Here is a 21,589-nt window from a genome sequence, read left to right on the forward strand (position 1 = left end):
ATTTAATTGTAACATTAAAAATTAAAATATGAGCATCTAACAAAAGCCTTGACTGCTATTTTACTGTATTAGATTTTTCAATCAAAAATATTTTCTAGATAAGTTTAAAAATTTCGTATTTTTTAAGACTTAATCTATAACGATGCCTAGAAATTGCTATTGAAATAGGTTTGCTTGTTCGATTTATTCTTTGATCTCGGGAAGAGTATAAGAATAGGGAGATGAAGCTTCGTGTCCCACATCAATAGCTCTTAAAACAACTGTGCCTTTCGGAGTTTCTATACTAGTCCATAGAGGAAATACTGAGATTTCACAAGCTGTGAAATACATAAGTACATTTTTCCCTGATAAGATGGATGAATCTTTAGGCCAGTTTGCACACCAAGCTTGAGCAGGTGTTTTAAGAGAGTGACTTCCCTCTATAGTAATCCTAGGCGACCACGGATCGCGGTTTTTCCCTTGTCTTTTTATTAAATGATCAGGAGCTTCATTTAAAGAAAGTTGTAAGAGTGTAGAGAAAATAGGAAGATCTTCTGATTGCAAGCGACGTAGTTGCTGAGTTTTTGGATTCAAGCAAAAGATATGCATGTTTTTTGTTGATAGGGATATTAAAAAAACTCTTCTAGGGGAATGTAAATCGTTAATTAAGTTTTTCCACGATGTACTTTGTATCAAAGCTCGATCTTGCTGAGATAAATGTGGAAACTCTGTCATTTCTATCCATACAATGTTAGAAGACACAGATTTTACAAATAAAAAAAATTTTTGACCCCCCTTGCTGAAAACAGCGTAGTCGCCAGTTCGTGCACGAAAAATATTTTGTTTTAAAGAGAGAGGAGTTTCAGTAAAGGCAGAAAATGGATAGAGGAAAATTACTAAAATAAAAAGTCTTTGAAACAGAGGTGATAAGCGTATTTTTTCTTGCTTTTTCATAAGGTATTTCTGTACACTTTTCCTTTAGTATTTCATGATGTTGTTTCCCACATACCATAAGACGGTGATTTTGGAGTTGTCAATATGAAAAAGAACACTCATCCCGAATATAACAAAGTTTTATTTGTAGATTCTTCTACAGGATATAAATTTGTTTGCGGATCTACATATCAGAGCGAAAAGACGGAAGTTTATGAAGGACAAGAGTATCCTGTATGCTACGTCAGTGTGTCCTCTTCTTCACACCCTTTCTTCACAGGAAGTAAGAGATTGGTGGATGCTGAAGGTCGGGTAGATAAGTTCTTAAAACGTTACAGCAGTGCAAAGCCTGCGCAACCTGCTCAAGTTTCTGTAGAAGAAGAGCCTGTTACTAAAGCTAAGAAAAAAGCTCCTGTAAAGAAAAAGAAATAGTCTTATCTATTAAGTTCTAATTTTTTGTGAACACGTTGTCATTCTCCTTATTCTAGGAGGTATTGAAACGTGTTTTTTTATTTATATTTCATTCGGAAGTATTCGTATATTTTTGTCTGCATACGGCTATTGAAATGTTTTTTTCGTTTGCAGTGACTCATATTGACAAGATATGATAAAACATTGACTCATGATGTTGACCACAAGGTGATTGAAAATCTTCTTGCGGTAATAATGTTCTCTATATCCTACAGAGCGTTAACCTGTTCTTTAATTTTCAATAATTGTGATTGAATGAAGAAACTTGCATGACTTCAATGGGTAAAGAATTTGAAAAGTTAACTTAAATGCTCCTCGGTATCCAACTCGAGAAGTATGTCAGGAACTCTTGATTGAGAAGTAATTCATGGAAAAAAAGATTCTAGAGTATTTGAAACGCCTAGAGGAAGTGGAAGTTAAAATCTCTAATCCGGAAATTTTTGAAAATCCTAAAGAGTATAGTAGCTTAAGTAAGGAACATGCACGTCTTTCTGAATTAAAGAATGTATACGATAAGGTTTTAGGGCAGGAAAAAGTTCTCAATGATGATAGAGAAGCATTAGCTCAAGAAAAAGATCCTGAAATGATTGCTATGTTAGAAGAAGGCATTCAATCAGGGAAAGCTGAAATTGATAAACTGTATAAAGTTTTAGAGAATCTATTAGTCCCGCCAGACCCAGATGATGATTTAAATGTTATTATGGAATTACGTGCAGGTACTGGTGGAGATGAAGCAGCTCTTTTTGTAGGAGACTGTGTCCGCATGTATCATTTGTATGCATCCTCAAAAGATTGGAAATATGAAGTCCTTTCTTCTTCTGAGTCTGATATTGGGGGATATAAAGAATATGTAATGGGTATATCTGGAACAGGCGTAAAACGTTTGCTACAGTATGAAGCGGGAACGCATCGTGTGCAAAGAGTTCCTGAGACTGAAACACAAGGTCGTGTGCATACTTCTGCAATTACTGTTGCTGTATTGCCAGAACCGGCAGAAGACGATGAAGAAGTCTTTATTGATGAGAAAGACTTAAAAATAGATACCTTTAGAGCTTCTGGAGCTGGAGGTCAACACGTAAACGTTACCGACTCTGCAGTTCGAATTACTCATATGCCTACAGGTGTTGTTGTTACCTGTCAAGACGAGCGTAGTCAGCATAAGAATAAAGCCAAGGCTATGCGTATTTTAAAGGCGAGAATACGTGATGCAGAAATGCAGCGACGTCATAAAGAAGCTTCGGCTATGCGTTCGGCGCAAGTGGGTAGTGGAGATCGTTCGGAAAGAATTCGCACGTATAATTTTTCACAAAATCGCGTGACTGACCATAGGATAGGTCTTACTCTTTATAATTTGGATAAAGTTATGGAAGGAGATTTAGATACTATCACTTCAGCTTTAGTTAGTCATGCTTATCATCAGCTCTTGCAACATGGAAACGAAGAGACTTCTTAGGGAGGCTTCTGCATATTTAGAGTATCGGGGTGTAGCTTTTCCTGATAGAGAGGCTGCCGATATTTTAATGGATTTTCTTGGAATCAGTTCCAGGACGCAATTAGCCACTATTTTATTAGACGAGGGTCTCATTCCAATTTACTGGGACCGCATTCAAAAAAGAGCGAGTCGTTATCCAACGGCATATATTCATGGTAGTGTGAATTTTTTAGGCCTACATTTGGAAGTGGATTCTCGCGTCCTCATCCCGAGAATGGAAACAGAATTATTGGCTGAACAGATTGTAAAATATTTAAGCAAACATCCTCATATTCAAACATTTTATGATGTTTGCTGTGGAAGTGGATGTTTGGGATTGTCTATAAAAAAATATTGCCCCGATATTAAAGTTATTCTTTCAGATATTTGCCCAAAAGCAGTCGCTGTGGCTAAGGCAAATGCATTTAAAAATAATTTAAATATTGAAATCTTTAACGGAGACCTATTTTCTCCATATTCTTGTCCTGGAGATGCTTTTGTCTGTAATCCTCCCTATCTTTCTTTTGATGAGATCTTACGTGCGGATCCTGAGGTTCGTTGTCATGAACCGTGGAAAGCTTTGGTTGGAGGCAATTCTGGATTAGAATTTTATGAACGAATTGCTGATGATCTGAATAGTATTTTGTCCCCTAGAGGTGTAGGTTGGCTGGAAATTGGCTATAAGCAAGGGATCGCAGTAAAAAGAATTTTTGCAAATCATGGTATCTCGGGAAGCGTACATCAAGATCTCTCGGGATGCGATAGGTTTTTTTTTCTTGAAAATCATGCAAGCGATACTGTATCCTCATGAGATTATTCTTGATTTTTGCTGAGTAGATGATCAGTTCTTTATCGCAAAAACTATCCTCAATTTTTTCTTCGTTGATTTCCTCTCGTAGAATTACTGAAGAAAATATCTCTGAAGCGATCCGGGAAGTTCGCTTAGCTTTACTAGACGCCGATGTGAATTATCATGTCGTTAAAAGTTTTATTGCTAGGGTAAAGGAAAAAATTCTTGGAGAGGAAGTATGGAAGCATGTTTCCCCCGGACAGCAGTTTATACGATATTTGCACGAAGAATTAACAGAATTACTTGGCGGGAAGGCCGATTTAATTACTTCAGGAAATCCTGGGGTGATTTTACTTTGCGGTTTGCAAGGAACGGGAAAAACTACGACATGTGCTAAACTCGCTGCCTATGTTCTAGAGGAACGCAAGGCAAAGAAGGTATTAGTTGTTCCCTGCGATTTAAAACGCTTTGCAGCAATAGATCAGTTAAGAAACTTGATTTCAAAAACCCAAGCTGAACTGTATAATAGCGAAGGTCAGGACCCTGTGAAAGTGGTTTCCCAGGCTTTAGACTACGCAAAACAGCATGGTCATGATCTTATTTTGATTGACACAGCAGGCCGATTGCACGTGGATGAAGTGTTGATGGAAGAATTAGTTTCCATACAAAAAATCTCCAAATCATGTGAACGGCTATTTGTCATGAATTTGGCTATGGGACAGGACGCTGTTGCCACAGCCAAAGCGTTTGATGATTATTTAGATCTCACGGGAGTGATTATCTCCATGACAGATGGGGATGCTCGAGCTGGAGCTGTATTGTCGATGAAAAGTTTATTGGGAAAACCAATAAAATTTGAAGGCTGTGGTGAGAAAATACAAGATCTTCGACTTTTTAATGCCGAATCTATGGCAGACCGCATTTTAGGTATGGGAGACACCGTGCATTTTGTCCAAAAAATGCGCGAATGCATTTCTGAAGAAGAGGATGAAGAGCTTGGGAAAAAATTAATAGAGTCGACCTTCACTTATGAAGATTATTATAAACAGATGAAGGCATTTCGACGAATGGGTCCACTTAGAAAGCTTATGGGGATGATGCCGAGTTTTGGCGGTGCTAAACCCAGCGATAAAGATATAGCGGATTCTGAAGAGCATATGAAAAAAACAGAGGCGATTATTCTTTCTATGACTCCCGAAGAAAGAAAAGAGGGAGTTGATTTAGACCTGAGTCGCATGAAAAGAATAGCTACCGGTTGTGGATTGACTTTAGGTGATGTAAATCAGTTTCGCAAGCGTATGGCACAATCTAAAAAGTTTTTTAAAAATATGAGTAAAGAGAGAATAGAACAAATGAAAAAGAAAATGTCTGGAGGGAACCTGTGGCGTTAAAAATTCGTTTACGACAACAAGGACGAAGAAATCACGTAGTCTATAGATTAGTACTTGCTGATGTTGAGTCTCCTCGTGATGGTAGATACATAGAATTATTAGGTTGGTACGATCCTCACAGTGCAGTTAACTATCAATTGAAAAGTGATAGAATTTTCCATTGGTTAAATCAAGGTGCTGAACTTACAGAAAAAGCCGCTGTTTTGATTAAACAAGGTGCTCCTGGAGTTTATAGCGAATTGATGGCTAAACAAACTGCTCGTAAAGCTGCTGTATGTCAAAAACGTCGCGCTTATCGTCATCGTCGTGCTTCAAAAAGAGCTGAAGCTGTAAAAGCTGTTGCGAAATAGTTTTTAGGGTTGGGATGGAGATCGAGATACTTTCTTTATTCCCAGACTATTTTGATAGTCCCTTACGTTCGAGTATTTTGGGCAGGGCTATTAAGAACGGGCTGTTAAAAATTCAATCCAGAGATATACGAGATTTTGGATTAGGAAAGTGGAAGCAAGTAGATGATGCCCCATTTAATAATGATGGAATGCTTCTTATGGCAGAGCCTGTAGTGCAGGCAATACGACATATTAAAAGAAGTGATACCAGGGTAATACATCTTTCTCCTCAAGGAACGCTTTTGACAGCGCGAAAGAGCCGAGAATTGGCGAAGTGTTCTCATTTGATATTCTTATGTGGGCACTATGAAGGAATTGATGAAAGAGCTTTAGAAAGTGAAGTGGATGAAGAGATAAGTATCGGAGATTATGTTTTAACTAATGGTGGAATTGCTGCTTTAGTCGTAATCGATGCTTTATCTCGGTTTATCCCCGGAGTTTTGGGAAACCAGGAAAGTGCGGAAAAAGATTCTCTAGAAAATGGGTTGTTAGAGGGACCTCAATATACACGTCCTCGAGTATTTGAGGGTAAAGAGGTTCCCCAAGTGCTTCTTCAAGGAGACCATCAAGCAATTGCTCGATGGAGAAAGAAAGTAAGTTTAGATAGAACCCGAGAAAGGCGCCCTGATTTATATGTGCGGTATCTTTATGATCGAGAGAGCAAGGAAACTTTCCCAAAGGAAGAAGATCCAAAACAGTATACATTAGAAGGGGAGAGTGCTGTAATTTTAGAGGTGGGAGATATACAGCGATCTCGCAAATTTTATTCTAAGATATTTAGATTAAATCAACCTGGCAATGATAAACTACAAATCCCGGGAAAGACGCAAATGGTTCTACATTTGCAAGAAGTAGGGTTAAAAAATAAAAATATAGCCATTTTGTCGCTTCGATTGGATTGTGAGGACGATTTTTTTAATTTTTTAGGACGATGGAAGATGCTTGGAGGGACTCTAGAACAAGCTGACGATCGTGGAGCGGTGAGATTAGTGCGTGATTTGGACGGACATCAATGGACAATCTCTTACAAAACGGCAAAATAGAAATAGAGAATTTAGGTGAAGTATATGGGGAATTTAATTAAGGAATTGCAAGACGAACAACTTCGAACGGAAGCCCTTACAGATTTTCGTGTTGGTGATACAATTCGTGTAGCTACAAAAATTGTAGATGGCGGTAAAGAACGTACACAGGTATTCCAAGGGACAGTGATGGCTCGCAGAGGCGGAGGAGCAGGAGAAACAGTTGCTTTGCATCGCGTTGCTTATGGGGAAGGTATGGAAAAGAGTTTCTTGCTTCATAGTCCTAAGATCGTAAGTATTGAAGTAGTAAAACGCGGTAAAGTTTCTCGAGCTCGTCTATACTACTTAAAAGGTAAGACAGGTAAGGCTGCTAAAGTTAAAGAATATATTGGTCCTAGAGCTGCTAAGAAATAGTTAGTTATATCTATTGAATTTAGCTGATTTCTGATTTTACTTAAGATATACCGACCTATGAAGACACTAGCTATTGATGAAGAACGGTTGTTTCTATCTAAGACTATCTTTGAAGAAGAAGTTTTTAATGAAGGTTTTTCTGTTATAGCTGGAGTAGACGAGGTCGGTAGAGGTCCTCTAGCAGGACCTGTAGTTGCAGGAGCTTGCATTCTCCCTCGAGGGAAAATATTTGTTGGAGTGAATGACAGCAAAAAATTGACACCTAAGGAAAGAGGCAAAATTCGCGATATTCTATTGAAAGATCCAGATGTGTATCATGGAATTGGAGTTGTCTCTGTAGAAAGAATAGATGAGATTAATATCCTTGAAGCAACCAAGGAAGCTATGACTAAGGCAATAGCAGATCTACCTATTCATCCTGATTTTCTTTTAGTTGATGGTTTATATCTACACCATAAAATTCCTTGTAAGAAGATTATTAAAGGAGATTCGAAGTCCGCATCTATAGCCGCAGCATCGATAATAGCTAAAGAATATAGAGATGATATAATGCGTGAGCTTCATCAATGCTATCCTGATTATGGCTTTGATAAGCATAAAGGTTATGGAACTGCTGCACATTTAGCAGCATTGAAGGCTTTTGGTCCTTGTGATTGTCATAGAAAGAGTTTTGCTCCCATAAGGCAGGTATTCTAATATTTTATGAAAAATAAAGTTCGTATTCCTTTTTCTCCTGATCAACCTTTGTGTGCACCGAAACTATTTACTATTAGTGCTCCTGCAGGAGCCGGAAAAACTACACTAGTGCGTATGTTGGCGCAAGAATTTCCCAATTCTTTTCAAAAAACCTTATCCCTAACAACACGATCCCCTCGTCCTGAAGAAGTTCCTGGTGTGGATTATTGGTTTGTTTCCCAAGAAGAGTTTAAACAACGGTTAGATAGTAATGATTTTTTAGAATGGGTTTCACTTTTTGGAGAATATTACGGGACGAGTCGTTTAGAAATTGATGAAATTTGGAAGTCGGGGAAACATGCTGTTGCAGTGATTGATGTAAAAGGTGCTTTGTCTTTGAAAGATAAGATCCCTACAGTCACTGTTTTTATTTCCGCGCCTTCTCAGAAAGAGTTAGAGAGGCGTTTAAAACATAGAGGGTCTGAACAAGATTTTCAAAGACAAGAACGGTTGCAGCACAGCCTCGTTGAACAAGCTGCATCGAACCAATTTGAATACGTCATTATCAATGATGATTTGGAAAAATCTTACGAGATTTTGAAGAGTATTTTTATAGCAGAAGAACATAGGAACGTATTATGAGCAACAAAGATCGTTTAACAAATGAAAAGTTAAACCAATTGTTTGAAAGCCCGTTTAGTTTAGTTAATTACGCAATTAAGCAGGCAAAAATTAGAATAACAAAAGGCGACGTACGTTCTTCTAATGCAGCCATTGAGGCATTGGTTTTATTAGAAAGGGACGGTGTACAAGCAGAGTTTACAGAAGAAGATGTGGAAAATATTACTGCTCCAATTACTGAGAGAAGAAGAGAAGGAACCACATCAGGAAGAAGAAAAGATCCTTCAGCTTATACATGGAGTGATGTGAAATAATGCCTGAGCGCGTTCTAATTACTTCGGCATTACCTTATGCGAACGGACCTCTACATTTTGGGCATATAGCTGGAGCCTATTTGCCTGCAGATGTCTATGCTAGATTCCGTAGATTATTAGGAGATAATGTTCTTTATATTTGTGGTTCTGATGAATATGGCATTGCAATCACATTAAATGCCGAACGCGCAGGTTTAGGATATCAAGAGTATGTGAATATGTATCATAAGATACATAAGGATACTTTCGATAAATTAGGGATCTCGTTAGATTTCTTCTCACGTACAACGAATCCTTTTCACAAAGCTCTTGTCGAAGACTTTTACCTAAATCTAAAATCGAAAGGCTTAGTAGAAAATAAGATGTCACTTCAGCTATATTCTGAAGATGAAAAGCGTTTTCTTGCTGATCGCTATGTAGAGGGTACGTGTCCAAAATGTGGATTTGATGGCGCACGCGGTGATGAATGTCAAAAATGTGGTTCCGACTACGAGGCTACCGATCTAATTAATCCACGATCTAAGTTATCAGGATCTCAACTAGTTCTTAAAGAGACGGAGCATGCATATTTTCATTTAGAACGTATGGTTGAGCCTTTATTAACGTTTATAGAAAAAGTATATTTACCTGAGCATATTCGTAAGTTTATTGTAGATTATATTAAAAACTTACGTCCACGTGCCATTACTAGAGATTTATCTTGGGGGATTCCTGTTCCTGACTTCCCAAATAAGGTGTTTTATGTATGGTTTGACGCTCCTATTGGTTATATCAGCGCAACTATGGATTGGGCAGCGTCTGTGAATAATCCTGATGCATGGAGAGACTTTTGGTTAGAAGAATCTACAGATTACGTACAATTTATAGGTAAGGACAATATCCCTTTTCATTCGGCAATATTTCCAGCTATGGAATTAGGTCAAAGTCTTCCTTATAAGAAGGTAGATGCTTTAATATCTTCAGAATTTTATCTTCTCGAGGGTTATCAATTCAGTAAATCCGAAGGGAATTATGTAGATATGGATGCCTTCTTGGATACGTATTCTCTTGATAAATTACGTTATGTGTTAGCTGCCACAGCTCCAGAAACTTCTGATAGTGAATTTACTTTCATAGATTTTAAGACACGATGTAATTCAGAGCTTGTCGGTAAGTTTGGGAATTTTATTAATCGTGTACTTGCTTTTGCAGAGAAAAATGGATTTAGAGAACTAGCATATTCTGCAGATATGTTAGAAGACAAAGATAGACAGTTTCTGGATGAAGCACAAAGAATTGTTCAGGAAGCTCGGGCATATTATAGTAAGTATAGCTTGCGTAAGGCCTGCTCAGCAATTATGGAGTTGGCAGCGTTAGGAAATGTATACTTTAACGATCAGGCACCTTGGAAGCTTCTTAAAGAAGGAATATCGCATCGTGTAGAGACTATACTTTTTTGTGCATGTTATTGTCAGAAATTATTGGCGTTGATTGCATATCCTATTCTTCCGGGGACAGCTTGGGAGATATGGAAAATGCTTTCTCCAAAATCTCTAGATCTTGAAAACCAGAATAAAGATCGTGTGGCAAGCCTTTGGGATGCTGAGTTTTTGGAGTTCTCAGACGAGGTTTTCTTTTTAACAACACCGCAGCTATTATTTACAATCGTAGATTAGTGTCTTATTTGTCTCATGAAAATGAGAAAGTTTCTTGTTCGGGTTGTGTAAGTTGTTCAAGAGCTTGCACAAGCCCTGTGCAGCGATGTTGTACCTTATCATTTCTTGTGGCTATAGCAATTGCTTTTTTTGTTCCTACTAGAATGACAAGCTGTTTTCCCCTTGTAATTGCTGTGTAGAGAAGATTCCTATAGAGCATCATGAAATGAGATGTGTGTATAGGAAGGACAATACAGGGACTTTCGCTTCCCTGATATTTATGTACCGAAGTGGCATAGGCTAAAACAAGATCGTCAAGTTCTGAGAAGGAATATACAACGTACTTTCCTTCCATATTTACTATAACACGTTTATTTTCAAAGTTGATCATGGAGATATAGCCAATATCTCCATTGAATACCTCTTTACTGTAGTTATTGCGGATTTGCATAACTTTATCTCCAATAGCGTAGGAGTGAAACTTGCCATGGAGAGTTGCTTGTTTAGGATTTAAAGCAGATTTTAGTACTTTATTGAGATTATGAATTCCTAAAATACCTTTTTTCATCGGGGAGAGAATCTGAATATCTTTAGGGTAAATATGATATTTCTTAGGGATAAACTGTGTAACTAGGTGAACAATGTGGTCCACAGCCTCCTGAGGGTCTTCCTTTTGAAAGAATAAGAAATCCTTACGTCCAGATTCAGAATAAAGTATAGGGAATTCACCTTCATTTACTTTATGAGCATTAATAATGATATTTGAGTCATGCACCTGACGAAAAATCTTATTTAGCTTGGTTACAGTGATTTTTTTAGAATTGATAATATCTTTTAAGATATTTCCAGGGCCAATACTAGGGAGCTGGTGTACATCTCCAATTAGGATAACAATGACATGATTAGGAAGTGCCTTTAGAAAATGGTATAGGAGATATGTATCCATCATTCCCGATTCATCGACTATGATTAGATCGCAATCTATGGGATTTTCATAATTCTTACGAAATGAACGTGTCTTAAAATCATATTGTAGTAGGGCATGAATAGTCACCGAATGCTTTCCAGTAATTTCTGTCATGCGTTTTGCTGCTTTCCCCGTAGGGGCTGCTAGAATGATTTTATAGGTAACCTGCTCAAATATCTTCAGGATAGCCTTTGTGATGGTGCTTTTTCCTGTTCCAGGTCCTCCGGTAATGATATGAATCTTTTCTAAAAAACATGCACGGACTGCTTCCCTTTGATTTTGCTCTAAGTGAAGGCTTAGATTGTCCTCAACCCATTGAATGGCCTTATTTCCATCTATAGAACGAATTTTCCTAGAGGAAAATAAGATCCGTTTTAAATCAGAAACTACAGTCTTTTCTGCTAAGTAAATATGCTTTACCCAGACGTGTGGTATGGTTTCTAACTCTTGAATATGCAAAAGATTTTTCTCGCGCATGCTATATACCTGAGAGATGATCTCTTCAGTTTGTATAATTTTTTCAGGAATGTCCTGATTTAGGAGTTTCTCTACAGCTTGAGCAAGCCCCTGTAGGGGATAACAAGTATGGCCATCTTCTTGAAGTTCTTCTAGAGCATGCTGTATTCCTGCAAATAATCTACTTTGTGAGTTTAGGGGTACTCCTAAGCGTGTGGCGATCAGATCAGCTGTTTTAAATCCAATACCCTCCATTTCTCTAGCGAGTAGGAAGGGATCTTCACAGATTTTCTCTATGGAGTGCTCTTTATATTTTTTATAAATTCTTACGCCATAGTGGATAGCGATATTGTATTGTTGTAGGAAAAGAAGAGTAGTTCTCAGATCTTTTTGTTCGCTGAGTTGTGTGCATAAACTATCACAGCGGGCTTGGCTAATTCCTGGAATTTCAATTAATCTTTCCGGTTGATTATCAAGAATATCAGCAGTCTCATTTTGAAATTTTTCGATAATCTTCTCAGTGATTTTCGGCCCGATACCTTTGACAAGCTTAGATGTAAGATAATTGACTATTCCACGGTTATCGCCCATTTCCGAAGAATCGCAACTGTATACTTGGAAATATTTTCCTAAATTTGAATTTTCTGACCATTTTCCATACAGGTGTAGCTGCATACCGATTTGTAGAAAAGAATCAGGAAACTGACCTTTGATAACGATGATTGTGCCCTTGTAGGGTATTCTCATGTGCGCAGCGGTTTCTTTTGAATCCTGATCTTCAAAAAGTACGCTTTCTAATTTTCCGGAAATTTTTTCCATAGAATTCTTAAATCTAATTTAGGGGAATCAGTGTCATAGGAGAATTAACTGACATATTTCCACAGCTATAGCTTAGAGGATTTGAGAGTATAACCTTTTTCAAGTGGCTTGCCTCCTAAGGCACGCGAATTACCCTTCTCCAATACTTTTTATCTATTGGAGACTGAAAAATTCCCTAGCGCTTAAATGTAACAACAAAAGACACCTATACACTAGTATTTCCAATGTGTCCATAAGAACACTTACGTAGTTTCTTTTTCTCACCAAGATATTCGCGTTATACATTGCGCTCTATATTTTCAAACGCGAGATTTTGATTTGATCTTTATCAAGTTTCATTGATTAAGATAGTAAGGCGAGTGTAGCTGAAGATAAATTTTTTATTCGATGAGTATTTTTAAAGATATACTTTTCATCCTGAAGTAAAAATCGCTCTTGGATTCTTAAAAACAAGTTTTATAAATGTATCACGAGAAATTTTGTGTGCTAATCTGCAGAAGGAAGAATCTTGGATTCCTCTGGTTCCTTTTGATTTGCCTTTCTTCCGAAAAGAATCAAACAAATAAGACTGCCTCCCAACATCAAGAAAATCCCAACACCTTCTTGTAAGGTGGGCAGGGTCTTTTCATAAAGATAGGATAAAATCAACCCAAAAATAGGCTCAAAGATTAACATGGCTCCTAAAAGAGCAGGAGATAAATGTAAGCTAGCCTTATTCCATGACGTGATAGCTCGCGATGAGGAGAATATCCCCATAGCTGAGCAGAGAAGAATAAAGAGCAGTCGTTCTGATGTTGGGGTATGTGCTATAAAATTATGAGCAATGTGTGTGATACCTAGACAATCAAAAATAATAATCAGGGGGAGACAAATCGCCAACGAAGCTACCCCCAGCATCCCACACCATAAATCTGGAGAAATATTAGGATTTTTTAACAAAAAATCGTAGTTACAGATAATATAAGCAACCCAAATACCCGTAGATATGATTACACAAGAAAGCCCTATAAAATACTGTAGAGGGTTTACTGCTGTTGTTGAATGAAATTCGGAGAGATTTGTTAGCACGACCCCTAAGAAAATCACGCAGCTAATTGCAGAGAGTAGGGTGTAGGAAAGCTCTTTTTTCTTTACATTTGAATGAAATAGAACAGCTATGGGAGCTAATCCGGCGATAATGATAGTTATAGCGGCCCCCACGTAACGAATTGCCAAAGCAATGCCAAAATAGTAGACCATATTTACAAGAAAGGCCCAGAGGAAGCTTTGACCCCAAACATGCAAAGAGATGTTTTTAAAGATATTTTGTCTTTTCCATAGGATAGGGAACAGAGAAAAAATCCCGAAAATGGTATAACGGGTTAAGACAATATCAAGTTCTTGAAAAGATTCTAACAAATTAGGAATCACGAAGACTATTCCCCAGTAGAGACAAGCTAATAGACTATGAAATAGTCCTACAGGAACGCTACGGGATTGTTTTGTTTGAGAATCATTAACAAACATATCTGCCTTTGAAAGAATTAAATGGTTTTATAGGCAATAAAAGAGATATTTTACCATAAACAACATTTTTAATGGATTGAACACTTTATAATACTTGGGTGATTCTAATCCAAGTATTAATCCTCGGTTTATTTTCTATGAGAACCAAAGTACTTGTTTACTCTGACGAAGGCGTCTCTCCTTATTATTTGCGTCATCTGATCCGCTGGTTAAAAAATAGTCTTCCCTCTGAGGAGAACCTAGAAATCTGTCGCGTAGATGGGAATTTTCTTCTTTACGATCCTTTATGGGAATTTACAGCACGTCTACTGATTATCCCCGGAGGTGCTGATCGTCCTTATCATAAAGTTTTGCAAGGTTTAGGTACCGCAAGAATAGATAATTATATTCGTGAGGGTGGGAATTATCTAGGCATTTGTGCTGGAGCTTATTTTGCGTGTAAAAGCTTAAGTTTTAATGAGCCCGATGGTTCTCTTTATGTTGCCGATCGAGGATTAGGTTTCTTTCCTGGTCGTGCTGTAGGTCCCGCGTACGGTTCGTTATTCTCTTATACAAGTCCAATAGGTGTACGTGCTGCACCACTATTTTTTTCTAATTTGAATACGAGTAGTTGGGCTTTATTTAATGGTGGTCCGTATTTTGAATACGCAGATACCTATGCGGGGATTTGTGTAGAAGCTCGTTATGCGGATCTTCCTGAACAACCTGCTGCAATTATTTCTCGACGCTTAGACAAAGGTTTAGTCATTCTTTCTGGATTGCATATAGAGTATCTTCCTGAGTATTGTCAGATGTTAGAGGATAACGTCGTTAAGGCTCGCGAGATTTTAACAAACGCTACAGCTTTGAATCAGTATCGTGTATCCCTTTTATCACGTTTACTTCATACAACAACGTCTGTAATGATATGATTTAATGAGCGTTATCTCGAGATCGTTCTGGATTTTCTCGTCTAGAGAGATAGCTGAGATTTTGAATTTCAACTTCAGTTAAGTTAGCAATCACTAGGTTTTCTGTTTCCATAAAACGTGCCTGATTTAAATTCCGCATTGAATCTCCATGATTTCCTTGAGGATGAGAAAGAAGTCCGTATGGAGAACATTCTCTTGGGAATGATGTCGTATCTTTCTCTACGAATATCTTCCAATAATCTTCTGGAGATAAAATATAGACGGAGGTTTGGCTTACATCTGTGGAAATGTCTTGTTGAGGTCCCTCCTGAACTAAGAAAGTTTGAATTTCATCAAATTGAGGTGTGGAGATTGTCTCTGTAGACGCTCTTGCTCGTAGTTGGCCGTAGGGAGATTGTTGTAGAATCACCTCAGGATTTGTGTTGTGATTGCGATTTATTGATACGGATGTTCTAGGAGATTCTGTGTTTTTGGGCACGAATGTTCTTAGCTTATTATAAGGGGACTCGTAAGCAGTTGTTATAGGTGTGGCACGTGGGGATTCATGTTTAAGATTAGATGTTGGCTGTAGTACTGGTATGGATACCGGTAATTGTTGCGACTCAACTGTATTTCTCCGAAGATTTGGTAGTTCGGGTGTCCGTGTGAAGCGCATTTGTTCAATAGCACAAAATAGCGCGAAAATTTCCATTTGACGTACTCTAATATCGGGACATCCTGATCTGAGTAGTTGTAGGTTAATAATTTTTTCTTTAGAAACGCTAGCATTTAATGCTACATAATACTTCGTGAAGAAACTTTTGAAGATTTTATAAAGGGTCTCATCGATATCTTCTTTACTTTCTATAACCGTATTTTCATTAGGTGTTAAAGAGTCTCGAAGAATAGGAATTACGTAATTTAGATTCCCCAATGTCGTTCTTATGACCTGGCTTTCTATATTTCGGGATAAATTCTTTTGAAGAACCTGATGTATGTAACAGCGCTTTGGTTGTTCATTGATAACAGATTCTGTTTCAAGTTCTGCGAAATTACGAGTTGTAAGGGTGATATTAAATCCTATGTGATTTCTAGAAAGAGTGACCTCCTCACCATCTGTTTGACAGGTTTTCCATGAAGCTAGGATGCTTTGCAATAAAAATTGCGGATCTCTTAGAAAAATCTTTATCCAAGCATCCTTATCAGGGAAGAAATCCTCTTGATTGACGTGTATGAGATTCTCTATTGTTGCTTGTTCAGATCCTGAAGATATCTTTTGTTCTAGCTCTCTAAAAATAGCTTCAGGAAGTTGAGGAAGAGCCGGAACTGTTCTGGATATTATCGGTATGGGTTGTAGGTGAGATGGATACTTTATTGCCTTTTGCTTCTGATCATGAACATGAAAAACAATTTGTAAAAAACAGAGAATAATAAGAATCCCTGTGATGAATGCAGTTATGACAATAAGTATTTCTGATGAACAAGCTAAGCTTAAACAGGTAATCACAGATGCTGTAGCTAAAATAGCAGACACACTGATAAGGATCCCTAGAGCAGAGGAAGAAATGGATCGGTTATAACAAAGAGGAAAACTAGTTTGGGTCTGATTTTGTATGATTGTTTGTTGCGAGACAGGCTTGGTCATAGATTATATTTCCCTCTACGCCATACGAACCTAATAAAAAGAGAACTCCGGAGGATGGGTTCGAACCAACGACCAATGGATTAACAGTCCACTGCTCTACCGCTGAGCTACTCCGGAATATCCAAAGAAGACAATTCTAAGTGAAATAGCAAAAAAGTCAATAGGTTTTCTGTATAAATATGTTCTTGAGTCAGAGCTATCATTAACGTGAGATGAAAAGCTAAGTAGAACAAGGCTAAGAATTTTATTCATTGCTCTTTTTAATGAAAAAAGAGCTCTCTAACAAATCCTACGATTTCATCTGTGGACTTTTTTGGAGCGACCGTGGTTTCTGGTTCTTCATTTTCTATCAAAATAGGGTATGCAGAGCTGAAATATGTATGGGATTGTTTAGATAGCGCCTTAACAATATCTCCAGGGATATTTACATGATATAAACTTTCCTCTACTGCTAGGTAGAGAATAGACGTAAGTGCTGTAGCAAGATTAGGTAGGGAACTTTGTTTGCTTATATTGCTATGATACTCTAAGGATGGGACAGCAAGATAGGGGATTTCTTTATTATTCGATTTTATTCCATGAATGCGAGTGTTTACAAATAGACAACGTTTAATTAATACAGGGACGTCATCCAATCTTGATGAAAAAGATTGAGATGAAGAAAGTCTGACAGTTTCTTGGTTTTGTGGAGTGAAATTTTTCCATAATAATGACCAGTTCGTTTTTGACGATTGATTGTCATAGGGAAGTATAGTGAAGTTTGCTCCATGAACAAGAAGATCAGAGATCTCTATTTTCTTAGATAGAAACATAGAAATAAGAGAAAAACGTAAGTTCACATATTCAATTTCCATGGCATAAGGAAAGCGCTCCGAGGGCATGGGATTGTGAATACACAGATAACGAATTTTCATTCCTGAAGTTCTAGGAGATACTCTTCCTACAGTTACTTGAGTGTGTAACTTCGCAGATAACCAATGCTCAACAATGCTTTCTTTGCGAATCCAAAAATAAGCGATAATGCAAAATGCTAATAAAAATAAATTCTTTAAAAGTTTAAACATGCATGATGAGAATATTATTTATCTTAGTTCCTAACATAGATGAATAAAGAAATATTAGAAAATAAAAAAAGGCCCCCCTTCTTCTCAATATGGATGAAAGGAGACCTTGTAACATTAGAAAGAATACTTCTAAATTAAGGATTAATAATCCATTCCTGCGCCTGGCATTGCGGGAGCAGAAGAGGATTTATCTTCAGGAATATCGGCAATTAAAGCTTCTGTTGTTAATAGAAGTCCAGCTACAGAAGCTGCACTTTCTAAAGCACAACGTGTTACTTTAGTTGGATCGAGAATTCCTGCCTCAATCATGTCGGTGTAAGCATCGCGTAAAGCATCATAGCCTTCGCTAGAGGAACGAGAAAGCACCTGTTGACAGATGATAGCGCCTTCTTTACCAGCATTTGCTGCAATTTGCTTTAATGGAGCGGATAGTGCTTTGAGAACAATACGTGCTCCGATTTGCTCATCTTCATTTGTAAGAATAGGAATGAAAGCTTCTAAAGTGGGAATGCAGCGAACTAAAGCTGTACCACCACCAGGTAGAATACCTTCTTCAACTGCAGCAAGAGTTGCATGCTGAGCATCATCTACTCTGTCTTTTTTCTCTTTCATTTCGATTTCTGTAGCAGCGCCTACACGGATTACAGCTACGCCTCCGGAAAGTTTAGCTAACCGTTCTTGGAGTTTTTCTTTATCGTAATCAGAAGTGCTGTCTTCGATTTGTTTTTTGATATTTTCGCATCGAGATTCAATATCTTCTTTACTTCCAAGTCCTTCAACAATTGTCGTATCTTCTTTGGAAACGATTACTTTTTTAGCTTTTCCTAACATAGCTAGAGTTGTATTCTCAAGCTTCATGCCAAGCTCTTCGCTAATGAGCTGACCACCAGTTAAAATAGCGATGTCTTCTAACATTGCTTTTCTTCTATCGCCAAATCCAGGAGCTTTTACTGCACAAACTCTAAATCCAGCACGTAGCCTGTTCACTACTAAAGTGGCTAAAGCTTCACCTTCGATATCTTCGGCGATGATAAGTAGGGGACGTCCAGATTCTGCTACTTGTTGTAAAACTGGTAGGAAATCCTTAATTCCGGAAATTTTTTTGTCATAAATAAGCACAAGAGCTTCTTCCAAAACACATTCTTGTGTTTCAGGATTTGTAGAAAAGTAGCTAGATAAATATCCACGGTTGAAATTCATACCTTCGACAACGTCGAGAACAGTTTCGAAACCTTTAGCTTCTTCAACAGTAATAGAGCCATTTTTGCCAACTTTTTCCATGGCTTCGGCGATAAGATTACCGATTTCAGAATCGTTATTTGCAGAAATAGTTGCTACTTGAGCTATTTCTTTGTGATGTTGTACGGGTTTACTAATTTTTTTGATTTCATCGACAACGACTTTCACAGCCTTATCGATTCCTCTTTTGAGATCCATAGGATTGGCGCCCGCAGTTACGTTTCTCAATCCTTCGCTGTAGATAGCTTCAGCGAGAACAGTAGCTGTTGTAGTTCCGTCACCAGCTTTATCTGCAGTTTTGCTGGCAACTTCTTTGACCATTTGAGCTCCCATATTCTCGTGTTTATCTTCGAGCTCAATTTCTTTGGCGACAGTTACACCGTCTTTTGTAACTTGAGGAGAACCAAAGCTTTTATCGATGACCACATGACGTCCTTTAGGACCTAAGGTTACCTTTACAGCTTCTGCAAGAGTTTTAACCCCTTTATGGATTTTCTTTCTGGCGTCTTCGTTATATTTAATATTTTTTGCTGCCATTGTTTTTGTGCTCCTTAACTTTTTGCAATCTATAAATAATGATTTATCTTACTTGAGAACTGCCATAACTTCGCTTTCCTGAACAATGACGTACTCCTCACCATCGATGGTAAGGTCTTGTCCCGCGTATTTATCTATTAAAACAGTATCACCTACTGAAACCTCGAAAGGTAGGGTATTACCATCTTTATCTCGTTTTCCTGTGCCTAGAGCGAGTACTTCTGCTCGATCTTGTTTTTTCTTTGCCGTATCAGGTAAAATGATGCCGCCGCGCGCTGTAGAATCTTCTTCTTCTCTTTTCACTAAAATTCTATCGCCCAGGGGCTTAATCCTAAGGGTCGTTGCTTGATCTGACATGTTATAAGCTCCTTGTGTTTTATGTTCTAAGAGACTTTGCCGTTTCTCGAAAACGATATCAGAGTCTCTCGTTTTTGGCAATGATTTTAGCACTTAATAATATCAAGTGCTATTTTTTTTAGTTATTTCAAATTAAAGATGATAACTCCTGGATTTTTCTCTCTATAAAGGAAAAGGCCTTATGTATTGGCTCACTTGTTATCATATCCAATCCAGACTTCTTCAAGATTTCTAATGGGAAGTCAGAGCCTCCACTTTTTAAGAAGTTCAGATACGAGTTGAGAGCGTTGTCCTCTTTGTTAAGAATTTTTTCTGCAAAGCATAGAGAAGCAATGATACCTGTTGCGTATTGGTACACGTAGAAATTGTAATAGAAATGAGGAATTCTTGCCCATTCTATGTTAGAAAGAGTGTCGAATGTTACGATTTCTCCATAAAAATCATTTTGTAAATTCTTATAAGTTGAAGATAGGTACTCTTCGGTTAAAGGAAGACCTTGTTCTGCAGCAGAATGCACTTCATATTCGAAAGATGCAAATAACACCTGACGAAATAGTGTAGAGAAGATTGTATCCAGACATCTTGTAAGAATAGTGATTTTCTCTTCTTTAGAATCGCTCTTTTTAAGCATTGAGTCCATAAGAAGCATTTCATTTAGCGTTGAGGCAATCTCTGCAAGGAAAATAGGGTATTGTGCTTCATGGAAAGATTGATTCTTCCGACTGAAATAGGAATGCATGCTGTGACCACCTTCATGAGCAATTACAGATACATCATATAATGTTCCCGTGTAGTTTAATAGAATATAGGGGTAGCTATCATAACATCCCGAAGAATAAGCTCCAGAGCGTTTGTTAAGGTTCTCGTATTTGTCTACCCAACCTTCTGTAGTTAGTCCCTGTTTTAAAGTATCAACATATTCAGTTCCAAGTGGTGAGAGGCTGTTATAGATAAGATCAACGGCATCTTCATAAGAATATTTTTTTTCTTCGGATTGACTTAGAGGAGCATATACATCATAAAAATGGAAATCTTTTAGATTTAGAGCTTTTTGTTTTAGAGAGTAGTATTTTGTAATCAGTGAAGAATTTTTCTTCACGATTTCGATGAGATTAGTATAAACCGTTGTCGGAATATTATTATGATATAATGCTGATTCTAGACAGGAACTGTATTTTTTGTTTTTTGCATAGAATAAATGTGCTTGAACTTTTCCATTAAGGAGATTAGCAAAGGTATGTCGATAATTATAATATCTTTCGCATTGTGCTAGATAAGCTGTTTTCCTTAATTCTCTATCCATAGACTGCATATATAATGATGCTAATGCATGGGAAAGGGGATGAGAATTGCCTTCTGAATCGGTAGCTTGACCAAAAGGAATTTCAGAATCACTTAAAGAAGAAAATGCCTTGCTAGCCACTTCAAAAGGAGCAAATGCGGAAGCTAAGATTTTTTCTTCTCCAGGGGTGCCTGTATGCATAGATAGTCTAAAGATTTTCTCTAAATAGAATCTATAAGGTGCTAAGCAGGGAACCGATAAATGTTGAGCTATTATAGTCTCTGATAAACTAATTAAAGCAGGTTGTATCCAAGAGATTTCTTCAGAAAAGAGAGTATATAGATGTGTGATCGATTTTAGATCTGCGATTCCCTCCTGGTTTGTTATGTCTTGATCATGAACTAGATGAGCATAAACGTAGAGTTTGTCAAGCTTTCTTTCAACCGAGAAAAGTTTAGTTAATAGAGAAAGGAGAGATTCTGAATTCTCAATTTGATATTGCGTTGCTTGTAGTTCTGGCCAGGTAAGTGAGCCGTCCGTTTTCAGCCCAAAAGAATCCAAATCTGCTTTCCAGTCCGCTCTATTTGGGTATAGAGGACTTACATTCCAGCAGTCTTCGGTAGGGATTTCGTTTCTTGGACGAACTATTTGTTGTTTTTCTGTATCTATGGTCATGATGATCTATGGATTTTTGAAATAGTAAAAAAGAACTTACTATAAAGT

At 37.6% G+C, this 21,589-nt stretch carries 20 protein-coding genes and 1 tRNA gene; 12 read left to right on the forward strand and 9 right to left on the reverse strand.

Features of this window, described 5'->3' with window-relative positions:
* Positions 1 to 183 precede the first annotated feature (183 nt).
* Positions 184 to 933, reverse strand: coding sequence for a hypothetical protein (locus O1W70_RS04845; RefSeq protein WP_332381517.1), 750 nt, complete (start codon positions 931 to 933; stop codon positions 184 to 186).
* Between the two features lie 84 nt (positions 934 to 1,017).
* On the opposite strand from O1W70_RS04845, the gene O1W70_RS04850 reads away from it, so the two are divergent.
* The 11 genes from O1W70_RS04850 (at position 1,018) to metG (ending at position 10,125) form a co-directional block, all read left to right on the forward strand.
* Complete coding sequence (locus tag O1W70_RS04850; protein WP_332381516.1) at positions 1,018 to 1,344, forward strand: type B 50S ribosomal protein L31; 327 nt, start codon at positions 1,018 to 1,020, stop codon at positions 1,342 to 1,344.
* 406 nt (positions 1,345 to 1,750) lie between these two features.
* Entirely contained in the window at positions 1,751 to 2,836 is a 1,086-nt protein-coding gene (prfA, locus tag O1W70_RS04855; RefSeq protein WP_332381515.1) for a peptide chain release factor 1, read from the forward strand.
* On the forward strand, positions 2,814 to 3,665 hold the full coding sequence (gene prmC / locus O1W70_RS04860; RefSeq protein ID WP_332381514.1) for a peptide chain release factor N(5)-glutamine methyltransferase: 852 nt from the start codon (positions 2,814 to 2,816) through the stop codon (positions 3,663 to 3,665). Before prfA ends, prmC begins: the two co-directional genes overlap by 23 nt.
* Before the next feature lie 26 nt (positions 3,666 to 3,691).
* Positions 3,692 to 5,035 (forward strand): signal recognition particle protein, encoded by a 1,344-nt coding sequence (gene ffh, locus O1W70_RS04865; RefSeq protein WP_332381513.1) that lies wholly within the window; start codon positions 3,692 to 3,694, stop codon positions 5,033 to 5,035.
* Positions 5,026 to 5,385 (forward strand): 30S ribosomal protein S16, encoded by a 360-nt coding sequence (locus tag O1W70_RS04870; RefSeq protein ID WP_332381512.1) that lies wholly within the window; start codon positions 5,026 to 5,028, stop codon positions 5,383 to 5,385. Before ffh ends, O1W70_RS04870 begins: the two co-directional genes overlap by 10 nt.
* Positions 5,386 to 5,399: 14 nt before the next feature.
* On the forward strand, positions 5,400 to 6,467 hold the full coding sequence (gene trmD, locus O1W70_RS04875; protein ID WP_332381511.1) for a tRNA (guanosine(37)-N1)-methyltransferase TrmD: 1,068 nt from the start codon (positions 5,400 to 5,402) through the stop codon (positions 6,465 to 6,467).
* 24 nt (positions 6,468 to 6,491) lie between these two features.
* The gene (gene rplS, locus O1W70_RS04880; RefSeq protein ID WP_117274420.1) at positions 6,492 to 6,860 is read left to right on the forward strand and encodes a 50S ribosomal protein L19; all 369 of its coding nucleotides are present in this window, start codon (positions 6,492 to 6,494) and stop codon (positions 6,858 to 6,860) included.
* A gap of 57 nt (positions 6,861 to 6,917) precedes the next feature.
* Complete coding sequence (locus tag O1W70_RS04885) at positions 6,918 to 7,556, forward strand: ribonuclease HII (protein ID WP_332381510.1); 639 nt, start codon at positions 6,918 to 6,920, stop codon at positions 7,554 to 7,556.
* Positions 7,557 to 7,562: 6 nt separating this feature from the next.
* Positions 7,563 to 8,177 (forward strand): guanylate kinase, encoded by a 615-nt coding sequence (gene gmk, locus O1W70_RS04890; RefSeq protein ID WP_332381509.1) that lies wholly within the window; start codon positions 7,563 to 7,565, stop codon positions 8,175 to 8,177.
* Positions 8,174 to 8,470 (forward strand): hypothetical protein, encoded by a 297-nt coding sequence (locus tag O1W70_RS04895; protein ID WP_332381508.1) that lies wholly within the window; start codon positions 8,174 to 8,176, stop codon positions 8,468 to 8,470. Before gmk ends, O1W70_RS04895 begins: the two co-directional genes overlap by 4 nt.
* The gene (metG, locus tag O1W70_RS04900) at positions 8,470 to 10,125 is read left to right on the forward strand and encodes a methionine--tRNA ligase (protein WP_332381507.1); all 1,656 of its coding nucleotides are present in this window, start codon (positions 8,470 to 8,472) and stop codon (positions 10,123 to 10,125) included. The genes O1W70_RS04895 and metG overlap by 1 nt, the downstream gene beginning before the upstream one ends.
* A gap of 13 nt (positions 10,126 to 10,138) precedes the next feature.
* Here the strand turns inward: metG and O1W70_RS04905 are convergent, their stop codons facing one another.
* Together O1W70_RS04905 and O1W70_RS04910 are read right to left on the reverse strand one after the other, a co-directional pair.
* Positions 10,139 to 12,346 (reverse strand): ATP-dependent RecD-like DNA helicase, encoded by a 2,208-nt coding sequence (locus tag O1W70_RS04905; RefSeq protein WP_332381506.1) that lies wholly within the window; start codon positions 12,344 to 12,346, stop codon positions 10,139 to 10,141.
* 486 nt (positions 12,347 to 12,832) lie between these two features.
* The gene (locus O1W70_RS04910; protein WP_213241159.1) at positions 12,833 to 13,852 is read right to left on the reverse strand and encodes a DMT family transporter; all 1,020 of its coding nucleotides are present in this window, start codon (positions 13,850 to 13,852) and stop codon (positions 12,833 to 12,835) included.
* Between the two features lie 137 nt (positions 13,853 to 13,989).
* Between O1W70_RS04910 and O1W70_RS04915 the strand changes: the two genes are divergently transcribed.
* Positions 13,990 to 14,763, forward strand: coding sequence for a BPL-N domain-containing protein (locus O1W70_RS04915; RefSeq protein WP_213241157.1), 774 nt, complete (start codon positions 13,990 to 13,992; stop codon positions 14,761 to 14,763).
* A 1-nt stretch (position 14,764) separates the two neighbouring features.
* Here the strand turns inward: O1W70_RS04915 and O1W70_RS04920 are convergent, their stop codons facing one another.
* The 6 genes from O1W70_RS04920 to pepF form a co-directional block, all read right to left on the reverse strand.
* On the reverse strand, positions 14,765 to 16,387 hold the full coding sequence (locus tag O1W70_RS04920; RefSeq protein WP_213241155.1) for a hypothetical protein: 1,623 nt from the start codon (positions 16,385 to 16,387) through the stop codon (positions 14,765 to 14,767).
* 45 nt (positions 16,388 to 16,432) lie between these two features.
* Positions 16,433 to 16,504 (reverse strand) — tRNA-Asn (locus O1W70_RS04925).
* A 143-nt stretch (positions 16,505 to 16,647) separates the two neighbouring features.
* The gene (locus O1W70_RS04930) at positions 16,648 to 17,451 is read right to left on the reverse strand and encodes a hypothetical protein (protein WP_213241153.1); all 804 of its coding nucleotides are present in this window, start codon (positions 17,449 to 17,451) and stop codon (positions 16,648 to 16,650) included.
* Positions 17,452 to 17,592: 141 nt separating this feature from the next.
* Positions 17,593 to 19,227, reverse strand: a complete 1,635-nt coding sequence (gene groL / locus O1W70_RS04935; RefSeq protein ID WP_213241151.1) for a chaperonin GroEL — start codon at positions 19,225 to 19,227, stop codon at positions 17,593 to 17,595.
* A gap of 48 nt (positions 19,228 to 19,275) precedes the next feature.
* A complete protein-coding gene (locus tag O1W70_RS04940) occupies positions 19,276 to 19,584 on the reverse strand; it encodes a co-chaperone GroES (protein WP_213241149.1) in 309 nt (102 codons plus the stop codon).
* Positions 19,585 to 19,711: 127 nt separating this feature from the next.
* Positions 19,712 to 21,541, reverse strand: coding sequence for an oligoendopeptidase F (gene pepF / locus O1W70_RS04945; protein ID WP_213241147.1), 1,830 nt, complete (start codon positions 21,539 to 21,541; stop codon positions 19,712 to 19,714).
* Positions 21,542 to 21,589: the final 48 nt, after the last annotated feature.

Source organism: Chlamydia sp. 16-02, assembly GCF_042235055.1.
Lineage (GTDB): Bacteria > Chlamydiota > Chlamydiia > Chlamydiales > Chlamydiaceae > Chlamydia.